This is a genomic window from Methylovulum miyakonense HT12, from assembly GCF_000384075.1.
Lineage (GTDB): Bacteria > Pseudomonadota > Gammaproteobacteria > Methylococcales > Methylomonadaceae > Methylovulum > Methylovulum miyakonense.
In genome coordinates this window covers 4,484,208-4,497,106 of the sequence record NZ_KB913025.1, presented here as the reverse complement: position 1 = coordinate 4,497,106, position 12,899 = coordinate 4,484,208, and the positions used below count along the sequence as shown (strand labels likewise).

Here is a 12,899-nt window from a genome sequence, read left to right as displayed (position 1 = left end):
AATTTACAGGGATGTGTTAATTGGCGGGCAATTTAAATTAGTGCCTATATCCAATCAAATCACTATCAATTTACTGCAATTTTTACCGTAATCAGATATAATTTCATATTAAACAAACATTTCCCCCGCGCATTCCGCGCATTCTCATTCCACAACAAGGTAAATCCATGCTCAATGATGTTTCTACATTACCCTCTTTCCGTGATTTGGCACTGACAGACTCGGTGCTTAAGGCACTGGAAGATGTCGGTTATGAAACACCTTCGCCGATTCAGGCACAAGTTATCCCACACATGCTCGCAGGAAAGGATGTATTGGGACAAGCACAAACAGGGACAGGTAAAACCGCAGCGTTCGCGTTGCCAATTTTATCGCGTATTGATCTTAAGCAAAAAGATCCACAAGTGCTGGTGTTAGCTCCGACCCGTGAACTGGCTATCCAAGTAGCCGAAGCTTTTCAACGTTATGCCGCCCATTTAAAAGGTTTCCATGTCCTGCCCATTTACGGTGGGCAAGATTACAGCACCCAGTTGCGGCAATTAAAACGCGGTGCGCATGTCGTGGTCGGCACGCCGGGCCGTGTGATGGACCACATGCGTAAAGGTACTTTGAACCTCGACGGACTCGCCACGCTAGTGTTGGATGAAGCCGACGAGATGCTGCGCATGGGTTTTATTGACGATGTGGAATGGATCCTGGAACAAACCCCAGATGAACGCCAAATCGCGTTGTTCTCCGCGACCATGCCGACGGTGATCCGCAAAATCGCCAATGAATATCTGCACGAACCCGAACAAATCACCATTAAAGTCACCACCGCCACGGCAGAAAACATCCGCCAACGTTATTGGGTGGTCAGTGGTGTCCACAAACTGGATGCCTTGACACGCATCCTTGAAGTGGAAACTTTTGACGGCATGATTATTTTCGTTAGGACTAAGACCGCGACAGTCGAACTGGCGGAAAAGTTAGAGGCCCGTGGTTATTCCGCCGCGGCGATTAACGGGGACATGTCCCAGGCTTTAAGGGAACGCTCCATCAACAACCTGAAAAACGGCAAGTTGGACATCCTGATTGCCACAGACGTTGCCGCCCGTGGTTTGGACGTTGACCGTATCACCCATGTCGTCAACTACGACATCCCTTACGACACCGAATCTTACGTCCACCGTATCGGCCGTACCGGACGTGCAGGCCGTACTGGCGATGCGATTTTGTTCATCGCCCCGCGTGAGCGCAAGTTGCTGATGAACATTGAAAAGGCAACCAAGCAAAAAGTTGAGGAAATGGGCCTGCCATCCACGGAAGTCATCAACAACAAACGTATCGCCCGTTTCAAGCAAAACATCACCGATACGTTGGCGGCGGAAGAATTGAGTTTTTTCAGCCAATTGGTCGAGCAATACCAGCAAGAACATAATGTCTCGGCGGCGGAAATTGCGGCGGCCTTGGCAAAGTTAGTGCAAGGTGACACGCCATTGCTGATCCAAAACTTGCCGAAAAAAGCCCGTGATTCCAGGGATGAAATGTCCCCATCAAGGGGCGAGCGGGAAGACCGTCCTAGACGTGACCGTGGTGAGCGCGGCGACCGTGAACGTAGCCCTTCGCGCCGTGATTTCGGCGGCCCGGACATTGAAATGGAATTGTTCCGCATTGAAGTAGGCCACGCCCACGGTGTCAAACCTGGCAACATCGTTGGCGCCATTGCCAACGAAGCGGGCATTGATGGCAAGCATATCGCCAGAATTAAAATCGAAGACGATTACAGCACCGTTGAATTGCCGGCGGGCATGCCGAAGGAATTGATCCAAGATTTGCGTAGGGTGCGCGTTGCCGGCCAGCCTTTGAACATTTCTAAAGTGGAAGGCGGCAGTGCCAGGCGCGGTGCGGATGACGGCGCGAAAAAAATTGACAAAAGCAAAAAACGCTTGAGTTCACCATCCAGACGGGCCAAGCCGAAAGCGGAAGATTGAGCCTTAGGCGATAAGCCTTCCAGGTTGTTGGGATCTGGAAGGCCATTTGGATAATGCCAGGGTAGGCCGTGGCAAACGGGCGGGACGGGGTTGCAAAACCTGTCTCTTGATCACAATTTGTCCAATAAATAGACTATAACTTTATAGACACAGGGTTATAGCCAATTATGATTCCAACAGATGAACTGGAGTGGGCGCAGCAACTATTCGGAGAAAGTGATTTAGGCGATGCAAGGCGTTCTGCCCGGTTAGTCAATGTGGCTTCGCGCATGGCAAAACACATGGGCAGCTCATTGGCCAAAAGCTGCGGGCCGGACCAGGCCGCCCTGTTGGGCGGCTACCGTCTGATGCGTAACGGCGCGGTCAAGCCTGAGGCGATCAGGGCAAGCGGCTTCGCGGGCACCGCCAAATCGGTGCAGGAAGCCCAATGCCTCCTGGCCATTGAAGACACCACCTGTGTCAGCTACGAACATGCCGTGGCCGCCCAGCTGGGCCTGACGGGAGGCAAGAAAGCCGCCAAGCGGAATGGCTTTATGGTGCACTCGGTGTTGTTGCTGGATGCGGAAAGCGGGCACACGCTTGGCCTCATCGAGCAGCAACACTGGCAACGCGACCCCGCCAGCTACGGCAAGAGCCGCACCCGCAAGAAACGGGCCTACCCGGGCCGAGAGAGCCACAAATGGGAACAAGCCTCAAGGGAAGTGGCCAAGCGGTTGGGCCCTGCGATGCCGCGCACCCTGTCAGTGTGCGACCGCGAATCGGACATTTATGACTACCTGTGGTACAAGTGCAGCCACGGCCAACGCTTTGTCGTGCGAGCCCAAGCCAACCGCAGGCTCAAAGACAGCGAAGCCAAACTGTTTGACGCCCTGCGGCAGGACGCAACCGCGTTTTGTGGTTACATTGTGGACATCCCGCAGCGGGGTGGCCGCAAAGCCCGCCGCGCCAAAGTCCTGTTGCGCGGCGCGACCTTCGATTTCCTTGTGCCGGAAGGGTCGGCCGTGCCGGAAGAAAGCCTGCGGGTCAACGTCCTCCTGGCGGAGGAGATTGGCCCGCCCGCCGGGTCCGAACCCCTGCATTGGGTGTTGCTGACGACCGAAGCCCTTGATGGCGCGGAAGCCGCCCTGCAAATCGTCCGCTATTATGAACTGCGCTGGCGCATCGAAGACTACCATAAGGCCTGGAAAAGTGGCGTGGGTGTCGAGCGGCAACGCTTCCAGAGCGTAGGCAACTTGGAACGGATGCTGGCCATCACGGCATTTTTGGCGGTCAGGCTGCTGCAATTGCGGGAACGGCTGGATGTGCAGGGGACAACCAGCGGGGCGGTATTGGCGGAAGACGAATGGAAAGTCCTCTGGCTGTCAACCGAGCCCGATAAGCCCTTGCCAGAAGCCGCGCCCCCCATCCGCTGGGCGTATTACGCCATTGCAAGGCTGGGTGGCTTTTCCGACACCAAGCGCACAGGGCGCGTCGGTTGGGACACCCTGTGGCACGGTTGGTTTCGGTTACAAGAACGACTTCAGGGTTACCGGCTCAGTAAATCAAATTTGGATGGGTTGTGATCAAGAGACAGGTTGCAAAACCCCGCCCCGCTTTTTTATGGGTATCTCCGGGTCATTGCCGCCAAAGGCACGCGCCGCCAGCTTTGGCGACCGCATCCAAACGCTGTTCATGCGCGGCCAGTTCATCATCATTGCAAGCAAGCACGGCCAAGGCCGGGCGTTCGGTAGCCATACGCTGGCGGGTTTGTTGCGGCTGCGAGGCGGTTTCGGAGTGGCTGGGTGCGGTAGGTTCGTCCAATAACGAGGCTTGCCCTCCTGTCATCAGCAAAAACACATCGGCAAGGATCTCCGAGTCCAATAGCGCGCCGTGCAATTCGCGGTGGCTGTTGTCTATGCTATAACGCTTGCATAGCGCATCCAAGCTATTGCGTTGGCCGGGATGTTTCTTCCGTGCAAAGGCCAATGTGTCAAAAATTTTGCAATAGCTTTCAAGTTTGGGTTTGCCGGCATCTTTCAATAAACCCAGTTCATGGTTAAGGAAGCCCACGTCAAATGGCGCGTTGTGGATAATCAGTTCAGCCCCGTCAATAAACGCGATAAATTCCTCGGCAATTTCTTCAAAACGTGGCTTGTCCTGCAAAAAATCGTGGGTGATGCCGTGGACGGCCACCGCGCCGTCATCAATCTTACGGCCAGGGTTAAGGTAATAGTGGAAATGCCGGTTTGTCAGCCGGCGGTTGACCAGTTCCACGCAGCCTATTTCAATGACGCGGTGGCCTTCTTGCGGGTTAAGCCCGGTGGTTTCTGTATCGAGTACGACGAGCCGGTTGGCGAATTTGTGCTTGGTCAATGGTTTTTCCTTAATGGGGTGGTGGGTAGTTGCCCGGGGTGTCAGCAGGCCGAAGATAAGGGCTTAGGCTGGATTTATCAAGACGCCAGCCTAGCTTCCGATTATAGCGCGGCCATGGGCAATGCCTCCAGCAAACGGCAATTGGGTTTGGCCATTCCCCCTTTTGAAGGCGGCACGCCAGTTACCCCGGCTGTTTTAAGCGCTGAGGATACGGCATGGTTTTGGGTGTTTTGCTGGTTTGTTGCGGCGGAGGGGATTTTTGTGGGTGTTCAGGTCTTGCCGGCAATCGCGTAACACACCGGGGTCAGGACCAAACTTGCCGCCATGCCAAACAGCAACCCTGCGGATAATGATAGCGTCATCGGTATTAAAAATTGCGCTTGCGGGCTGGTTTCCAGCAAAGTGGGCAAGAAGCCCGCGAAGTTGGTCAGGAACGCCAACAAAATAGGCCGGAAACGCGAGGTGCAAGCCTCGCTGATCAGTTCTGTGATAGGGCGCTCCGAGCCCTCGTGTTCCCGGATGCTGTCCAGCAGCACGAGGCTGTCGTTGATGACCACGCCGCTGGCGGCGACCATGCCGACCAAGGATTCCATCGACAACGGCAAACCCAGCAAGCCATGCGCCAGCACGCCGCCGCTCCACGCCACGGGGGCGGCGAGCAGGAAGATCAAGGGCTTTAGATATGACCGGAACGGGATGGCGATCAACGCGTAAATGACGAACAGGGCGACTAAGGTGTTGCGGCCCAAAGAGGCGGTGGTGGCTTCCTGTTCCTGCCGGCTTTGGCCCTCAGCCACGCTGAGGCCATGGTGATCTTGCTGGAATTTAGGTAAGGCGCGGTTTTTTATATCGGCATAAAGGCTATTGACGTCCGCCAGTTTGGGGTCGACCCGGGCCTGCACTTTCAACACGCGCTGGCGGTTTTGGCGGACTAGCCTGGCGTAACCGGGGACTTGGGTCATTTCCGCCAACGTCCCCAACGGCGCGGACACGCCATCGGCAAGCCGCACAGGCAAGGTTTTTAAGGTATCCAAGGAACGCCGCTCTTCTATGGGCAAGCGTACCAGCACTTTCACTTCGCTACGCCCGCGTTGCAGCCGATGCACTTCCTCGCCGTAATAGGCCCCGCGCACTTGTTCCGCCAAATCTTCCAAACGCAAGCCCAAGCGTTCCGCAGTGGGTTTTAAGCTAAGCTGGAGTTCCGGTTTGCCGGGTTCGGCAGAATCGACAATATCAGAGACCCCGGGGTAAGCGGCGATCATTTGTTTGAACGGCCCGGCAGCCGCCGAGAGCGTGGCCGGGTCGGACGCTTCCAAGTCAAATTCCAAGTCATACGGCACATCGCCTTCCTTATACAAAAAGTCGATTTTGCCGCGCCCAATATCGCCGATACGCCGTCGCCATTCGCGGATAAAATCTTCAACAACGATGCGCTGCCGTCCGGTTGCGGTGAATTCCGTCCAAAATCCGGCTTGCTGTGCCCAGAACATCGTTTCCAATCCGGCGATGAGGCTGGTTTTTTTAGGCGCCTCCCCGAATAACGGGGCTTGGTTTTCCGGCTGCTGTGCGTCCAATTCATCACGCAAGGCAAAAAACGCCTGTTCCACTTGCCGGGCCAGGGTGCTTATTTCGCTGTATGGCGCCCCTTCCGGGACGGTCAAATTGACCCAAAAACTGTCCTTTGTGACATCCGGTTGTAGCGATTGGCGGATCCGGTCACTGCCTACCAGTGCGCCGCTGATGAGCAACACCGACAGGAAGCAGGTCACCGTGAGATAACGCCATTCCAACGCGAGGTTTAGGAACGGGCGGTAATAACGGTCAACGGCCCCGTCCAGACCTTGATTAAGCCAGGCCCGTAAGCGGTCCAAGCGCGACGGCGTGGCCGGGATAGGGGAGGCTGTCGCCAAGTGCGCGGGCAAAATCAGCATGGCTTCAACCAAGGAAAACACCAGTGTCAACAGCATCACCATACAGATAGGCCGCATCATTTGCCCGACCCAGCCGGACAAAAATAAGCCCGGCAGGAACGCCACCAAAGCCACCAGCACCGCCAGCGTCACCGGGACGGCGACCTGCCGCACACCGCTGATGGCGGCGTCCAGGCTGGTGGCGTTGCCTTGGCTTTGTTGGCTATGGATGCTGTCGCCGATGATGATGGCGTCGTCCACCAAAATCCCCATCGCCAGCAAAAATCCGAACAGCGACAGCATGTTCAGCGACACGTCCAGCAACGGCATCAGCCACAGCGCCCCCAGAATTGACGTTAAGATCCCCATGCTTGCCCAGAGCGCGACTTTAAGGCGCAAAAACAGCGTCAGCACCAGGCACACCAGCACAAAACCGCTAAGGCCGTCCTCGACCAAGGTGTTGATGCGTTCTTCATAAGCTTGTGAGTCGTCCCACCACGTTTTTAGGGTCAGGCCTTCGGGTATTTGCGCTTGTTTTTCCTTGACATAGGCATTGACGTGGTGTGCGACGTCGACGGTGTTGTGGTCGGCGCGGATTTCCCAACCTTGGGCGGTTTCGCCGTTGTGGTGCCATTCGGAGAGGGATTCCTGGAAGCCGTCTTTGATGGTGGCGACATCGCCCAGCAATACCCGTGTGCCGTCGGTATCGGTACGTAAGACCAAGGCCGCGACAGCCGAGGTGTCGGCGGCTTTGCCATTGACCTTGAGCATCAGTTCGCCCGCCGGGTTTTTGACCACGCCGGCGGGCAGGTCAATCGACGCGCGGCGCATCGCGGCGGCGACATCGCTTAAGGCCAGACGGTATTGGTGCAGTTTGGCGGACGACACTTCAACGGCGATTTCATACGGGATGTCGCCATAATTGTTTACCTGGGTCACACCAGGGATGGCGGCCAGTTGTTGCTGGATTTGTTCGCCGTAGCGTTTAAGCGTCAACGCGTCCGTCGCGCCATGCAGGGCCACCCAGATCACGCCGTCGTCGTTATCGCGGGTGGCGGCTCGCACTTCTATTTTCTCCAAACCCTTGGGCAGGCGCTGGATGGCTAGCACCCGGCTACGCAGCGTATTCATGACTTGTTCTTTGTCATAATCGGGCTGCACCGAGGCTTTGATTTGGCATTCGGCTTGGGTGATTTCGGTGTTTAGGCGTTTGACGCCCGGCACGTCGAAAATGGCTTCTTCAATGCGGGCGCACACCGCGCTTTCGAGTTCCAAAGGCCCGGCACCCGGATAGAAGGCGGTGATGTCGATTTGTTGCGGGCTAAAACGCGGGAACACTTCGGTGTCTATCAGCGCATAACTGGATACGCCGCCGGCCAAAATAAACAGCATCAACAGGTTGGCGGCGACAGGGTTGCCGGCAAACCAAGCCAGGATGCCGGTAGGGTGGGATTTAAGACGGGTCATTGCTGAAGTTTGTAGGGGATGCTGTGCGTGCCTTTTCAGCTGGGGCGGCCAACTTCACTTGCATCCCGGCTATCGGCACTTGAATGCCGGAGGTGACGACCTTGTCCCCCGCTTTTAGGCCCCCTGACACCACGGCCCGTTCCGGCTCTTGCCGCAGTATGTCCACTTTTTGGATATGCAGGCGTTGCCGGGCATCGACCAGCAAGACTTCTTGGCTGGCGTTGATGGCGGTCGGCGGCAGCACGAACAGGCCTTGCCGCGTTTTACCGTGGATGGTGGCTTGCACGAACAGGCCCGTGAGCAGCGGCGGTTGCCCGTTGCGTTGCGCGTAGGGGCTGGCGACTTCGGCGACGGCGTATAGCTGGCCGTTGGCTTCATTCATAATGCCTTCGGTGCGCACGATACGCCCTTCCCAGCTAGCCATCTGGCCAGCCAGCCCGGTGGTCAAATTGACGAGGGGCAGCTTGCCCGCCTCCGGTTTGCCTAGCGGCAAATCGGCAAACGCCAATTGTTCGATATTAATCGGCAAGCGGATTTCGGCCACATCGGTGGCATAAATCCGTGCCAGCTTTTCACCCGGCTGGACGGATTGCCCCAAGCCGCTGGCTTTTTCCTTAATCCGTCCGGCAAAAGGCGCCCGTAATTCACAGCGGCTGCGTTTGAGCCGGGCTTTCGCCAGGTCGGCTTCGGCGGCTTGCAATTTTGCCCGTGCTTCCGCCAATTGCGGTTCACGCATCGCCAAAGCGGTGGGCTGGCCTTCCCCCAACGTCCGCCATTCGTTACGCGCTTGCTCGGCCTGTGCCTGCTCGGCAATCAACAGGCGTTTGGCTTCGGCAATGCGGGCCTGCGCTTCGGCGACGGCGTAATCGTAATCACGCGGTTCGATGGCGACCAACAAGTCGTTTTTGGCGAAAAAACCGCCTGCATTCAATTGCGGATGCACAAAAATGATTTTGCCCGCCACTTCCGGCACCAAGTCAATTTCGGTACGCGGTTGAGCCACACCTTGCGTCTGCACGTCCAAGCGCAAGGTTTGTGGCGCCGCAATAAGCACCGTCACCAGTGGCGGTTCGCTGACGGGGGCTTGCGTGGGCATGGCGGGTTTATTGGCCAGCAAGCCCCAGGCTGTTGCGATGCCTAGCAAGAGTACGGCAATCGGCAAAATAGTTTTTAGCTGCTTATGATGGCGCATAAACCCACAATGTTAAGGGCAAGGGTAGGGTGGGCAGGGCTTTTCTGCCCGCCGCTTATAAGGCAAAAGCCGGGCAAACGGTCAGGCGGTGTGCCCGTCCTATGAAGGTTGGCGTCAACCACCATCGACATCCCCCCCTAAAGCCAAATAAAGGTTGATCCGGTTGTTCAACAATTGCCGCTGTACCGCAAGATGGGTGCTTTGCGCGTCTAGGGTGCTACGGTAACTGTCCAGTAAGGTGAGGATTTGGATGAGGCCTTGGCGGTAGGAATACACCGCCAGCTTGCGGCTTTCCTGGGTCTGTGCGACAGCTTCACGCAACGATTGCTCCTGTTTTTGCAGCCATTGCTCCGCCGCTAAGGCCTGTTCGACTTCGCGGAAGGCATTCAGCGCGGTGCTGCGGTAATTGTTCAGGGCTTCCGCCACCAGGGCTTTTTGCAGACGGATATCGCCTTGCAGGCGCCCGCCGGTGAACAGCGGCTGCGTCAGGCCCGCCGCGAGGTTCCAGGCGGCGGCGCGGGGGTCTATAAGTTCCGCCAAGGCCGGGCTTGCCGTGCCGCCGCTGGCGCTTAGGGTCAGGCGCGGCAACAAGGCCTGTTGCGCGCTGGCCAGACGGGCATCCGCCGAGCGCAGACGCCTGAACGCCGCGACAAGGTCGGGCCGCCTCAGCAGCAATTGCGACGGCAGGCCTGACGCCAACGTGGCGGGGGGGACGGGCAGTTGCACGGTTGCCAAGCGGTTGCCTTCGGGATAACGGCCTAGTAAGGTTTCCAGCCTACGGGTGATCAGTTGCACTTGGTTATGCGCGTCGGCAAGCCGGGCTTCGGCGTTCGCCAAATCGGTCAACACCAGGCGCACATCCAAGCCGCCCGTTAAACCCAGCTTAAAGCGGCTGCGCACTAAGTCGCCGATGGCGCGGCGGTCCTTAACGGATTGTTCGGCGACTTGTACCTGAAGCTTGGCTTCGGCCAATTCGAAATAAGTTTGTGCGGTGCGCGCCGCCAACGACAAGCGTGCGCCGCGCCAATCGGCGGAGGCCGCTTCGGCTTCTTGTCGGGCGGCCTGTTGCGAGGAACGGATACGCCCCCATAAGTCAATTTCCCAACTGAGGCTGAAGAGGGCCTCGAATGCGTCAAACCGGCCCGAAGCCACATCATCGCTGTGCTGGTAAAGGGAGGATAATGACAGTTGCGGCAAACGCCCCGCCCCGGCAATGCCCGCCGAAGCGCGGGCGGCTTGCACCCGTGCCGCCGCCGCTTGCAAATCATAATTTTGGGCCAGTGCGGTATGCACCAAGGCGGTCAGCAACGGGTCGGAAAAAGTGCCCAGCCAAGGTTGGTTCTGAATTTTTTCTATCCTTTGGGGGGGGAGCCGGGCGTCCACCCCCACCAGTTTTTGCTTTAGTGCAGGGGGATTTCCAGCTTGCCAATGGGGGGGTGGCATAATGCCGTTGGCTTTAGCGTCACGTTCAGGAAAGGCTTGGCAGCCGGGCAGCATCCATGCGGGCAAAGCCAGCGCCATCAGCAAAAAATATCCGGACGTTTTCACCAGGTTATTGCTGCACCGTCACGAACGATAATTTGCCGATGCCGGAACGTTGCGCGCTGGCCATGACTTTTGCGACCGCATCAAATACCGCGCCGCGGTCGGCTTGCAATTGCAGGCTGATGTCCGGGTCTTTTGCCTGCAGGGCTTTCAGTTCCGTTTCCAAGGCTTCCAGGGCCACCGGACGTTCATCCAATTGCGCTTGGCCATCGGCGCCGACGCTTAAAATGGCGACATGCTGGTCCGGTGCGGGTTCGGTCTGTTCGGTTTTCGGTAGTTTGACGCGCACCACTTGGGTCAACAAGGGCGCGGTGACGATGAACACCACCAACAACACCAGCATCACGTCCACCAAGGGCGTGACGTTGATCTCGCTCAATTCGCCGTCTTCGTCGTTGCTAGATATGTGCATGGACATTTTCGTTTTCCGTATGCTGTAGAAGATGATGTTGCATGGTGTCGTGCAGGAAATCGCTGGCGAAATGTTCTAGCGACGCCAAGGTGGCGCGGTTCTGGCGGAGGAAAAAGTTGTAGGCCAGCACCGCCGGGATCGCCACCGCGATGCCCAAACCCGTGGCGATCAAGGCTTCGCCGATAGGGCCGGCGACCACGTCCAGGCTGGCGGAGCCTTTGGTGCCGATGTCTTTCAGCGCGTGCATGATGCCCCAAACCGTGCCGAACAGGCCGACAAATGGCGAGGTGCTACCGAAGCTCGCCAACCAGCCCAAACCGGATTCCATTTTGGCCTTTTCTTTTTGCAGTTGTTGGCGCATGGTGCGTTCCAGCAATTCGTGCCAAGCTTGGTATTGGCCAACGGGTAACAATTGGTTTTTGGGCAAACGTTTCAGCGTGTTCAAGCCTGCCTGATAAACCCTTGTCGCCTGCGAGCTTGGCTGTAAATCAATCGGCTTGCTGTTATCGCCAAATTGTTTGATAAAGCGGTGGTTGCGGAAGGCGTTCCAAACGGCCTCACCCGCCTTAAGCAGGATGACGCTCCAGGTCAACAGTGAAAAACAGCCCAACAAACAAAGCGTACCGTTGACGATACCGGTTTCTGACATGTCCAAGGTTTTCTCCTCAAAATAATTATTATGTTTTTATGCTTAATCACGCGAAGCCCTGCCGGGTTACGCTAACCCGGCCTATGGCTGTGCTTGGGCAAGCCATCATTCCAACGCAAACTCAATCGGCACATTCACCCAGCTGGCAACGGGGTTGTCGCCATGCCTGCCCGGCACGAAGCGCCATTGCCTGACGGCGTCCACTGCCGCCTCATCCAGCACATCATGGCCGCTGCTGCGGTACACCGACAAGTCGCCACAACGCCCGTCCGCCGTGACATAGACACGCAACACCACCCTGCCTTCCCAATGCCGTTGCCTGGCCATGCGCGGATAGTCAGGCTTAGGGTTATTCAGGTAATCCGCGTTGGCATGGGCCGGGCTATCCTTAACCGCCGGACTGGTTTGGGCTTTGCTTTGGGTTTGCGCGGCTGGCGCCGGGGTGGCCGGAACGGGCTGGCTGGCGGCCGGGGCTGCCGGTTGCGCCGTCGCTTCCGGTTTGGTTTCCGGTTTCACTAGCTTCTTTTTGATTTCGCTTGGGGCTTTGGGTTTGGCAACGGGTTTGGGTTTTGCTTTGGGCCGTTGTTTTTTCTCAGGTGGCTTAAGCTCAGGTTTGGGCGGTTCCGGCGGCGGCAAGGTTTTGGCGGGTGCGCCAGGGTTCGGTGCGGCCAGGGCAATATCAATCATCGGCAAGGGCGCCGCCTCGGTCACCACGGGGGGCGCCGGACGATCCAGATACCAAACGAACAACAAGCCATGCAGCAGCGCGGTCAAGGCGGCGGCAATGGCGACCGCCAATGGGCGCAGCCAATTCCCGGCCATCGCCATGTTTTCAAAAGGTAAACGGATCGGTTCGGCTTGGGCCGCTTTAACAAAAAAAACTTTCATTCTTCAGTTTTGGAAAGGTCAGGTCCGGTATGGGCATTTCCGAAACGCGCCTGCAATTCGGTCAGTTGCTGTTGCAATGCCTCAAGGCTACGGTGGGTAAGGTCAAGCTGGGATTCCATGTGCTGGAAGTGGATTTGGAAATACCGCGCCGATGGGAACTTAGGTTGGCTGGCCTCTTTACCCGCATTTTGATTTTTCTGGGGGCGGCGTTTTGGTACCATCATGATGTGATGTTCTGGTGTGTTCACAATTCAACCCGGTTAAATGGTGTGTTTTTCAAAACTAAAGCGTTTTTTACCTCTCATGGGATAAGACGTTTGAGATTGGAAAAACCACACTACGGATTGAAAGTTTTTTTTATAACTGTTTTATCCAAACCAAAATCGGCCTGGCCGCCACACGGCCAGGCCCGCATCTTGTCCAATAATTTCGGGTGTAAAAGTGCGGTGCTTGCTTTGTAAAGCCGGGCTTGGCCGCCGCTCTTGCAGCTTAAAATTTAGCCGCCGTACAG

The 12,899-nt window shown here is 56.9% G+C and carries 11 protein-coding genes; 3 read left to right on the top strand and 8 right to left on the bottom strand.

Going from position 1 to position 12,899, the window contains the following annotated elements; genetic code table 11:
- Window positions 1-167: 167 nt before the first annotated feature.
- Both METMI_RS0121885 and METMI_RS0121880 read left to right on the top strand, forming a co-directional pair.
- The gene (locus METMI_RS0121885) at window positions 168-1,973 is read left to right on the top strand and encodes a DEAD/DEAH box helicase (RefSeq protein WP_019868438.1); all 1,806 of its coding nucleotides are present in this window, start codon (window positions 168-170) and stop codon (window positions 1,971-1,973) included.
- A 167-nt stretch (window positions 1,974-2,140) separates the two neighbouring features.
- Window positions 2,141-3,535: an IS4 family transposase gene (locus tag METMI_RS0121880; RefSeq protein WP_019868437.1), complete on the top strand. Its 1,395-nt coding sequence runs from the start codon at window positions 2,141-2,143 to the stop codon at window positions 3,533-3,535.
- A gap of 52 nt (window positions 3,536-3,587) precedes the next feature.
- Here the strand turns inward: METMI_RS0121880 and dnaQ are convergent, their stop codons facing one another.
- A complete protein-coding gene (gene dnaQ, locus METMI_RS0121875) occupies window positions 3,588-4,325 on the bottom strand; it encodes a DNA polymerase III subunit epsilon (RefSeq protein ID WP_019868436.1) in 738 nt (245 codons plus the stop codon).
- On the opposite strand from dnaQ, the gene METMI_RS0121870 reads away from it, so the two are divergent.
- Window positions 4,314-4,619 (top strand): hypothetical protein, encoded by a 306-nt coding sequence (locus METMI_RS0121870; RefSeq protein WP_019868435.1) that lies wholly within the window; start codon window positions 4,314-4,316, stop codon window positions 4,617-4,619. The genes dnaQ and METMI_RS0121870 overlap by 12 nt on opposite strands.
- On the opposite strand, the gene METMI_RS0121865 is transcribed toward METMI_RS0121870, so the two are convergent.
- The 7 genes from METMI_RS0121865 to METMI_RS27285 all read right to left on the bottom strand — a co-directional run bounded on the left by METMI_RS0121865 (window position 4,595) and on the right by METMI_RS27285 (window position 12,612).
- The gene (locus METMI_RS0121865; protein WP_019868434.1) at window positions 4,595-7,702 is read right to left on the bottom strand and encodes an efflux RND transporter permease subunit; all 3,108 of its coding nucleotides are present in this window, start codon (window positions 7,700-7,702) and stop codon (window positions 4,595-4,597) included. The genes METMI_RS0121870 and METMI_RS0121865 overlap by 25 nt on opposite strands.
- A complete protein-coding gene (locus METMI_RS0121860) occupies window positions 7,689-8,894 on the bottom strand; it encodes an efflux RND transporter periplasmic adaptor subunit (RefSeq protein WP_019868433.1) in 1,206 nt (401 codons plus the stop codon). Before METMI_RS0121860 ends, METMI_RS0121865 begins: the two co-directional genes overlap by 14 nt.
- 114 nt (window positions 8,895-9,008) lie before the next feature.
- The gene (locus METMI_RS0121855; RefSeq protein ID WP_232215331.1) at window positions 9,009-10,415 is read right to left on the bottom strand and encodes an efflux transporter outer membrane subunit; all 1,407 of its coding nucleotides are present in this window, start codon (window positions 10,413-10,415) and stop codon (window positions 9,009-9,011) included.
- A 31-nt stretch (window positions 10,416-10,446) separates the two neighbouring features.
- Window positions 10,447-10,851, bottom strand: a complete 405-nt coding sequence (locus METMI_RS0121850; protein WP_029151877.1) for an ExbD/TolR family protein — start codon at window positions 10,849-10,851, stop codon at window positions 10,447-10,449.
- Window positions 10,838-11,500 carry a MotA/TolQ/ExbB proton channel family protein gene (locus tag METMI_RS0121845; protein WP_019868430.1) on the bottom strand — a complete coding sequence of 221 codons (663 nt, stop codon included), beginning with the start codon at window positions 11,498-11,500 and terminating at the stop codon, window positions 10,838-10,840. Before METMI_RS0121845 ends, METMI_RS0121850 begins: the two co-directional genes overlap by 14 nt.
- 105 nt (window positions 11,501-11,605) lie before the next feature.
- The gene (locus tag METMI_RS0121840; RefSeq protein WP_019868429.1) at window positions 11,606-12,388 is read right to left on the bottom strand and encodes an energy transducer TonB; all 783 of its coding nucleotides are present in this window, start codon (window positions 12,386-12,388) and stop codon (window positions 11,606-11,608) included.
- Window positions 12,385-12,612: a hypothetical protein gene (locus tag METMI_RS27285; protein WP_156829943.1), complete on the bottom strand. Its 228-nt coding sequence runs from the start codon at window positions 12,610-12,612 to the stop codon at window positions 12,385-12,387. The genes METMI_RS0121840 and METMI_RS27285 overlap by 4 nt, the downstream gene beginning before the upstream one ends.
- Window positions 12,613-12,899: the final 287 nt, after the last annotated feature.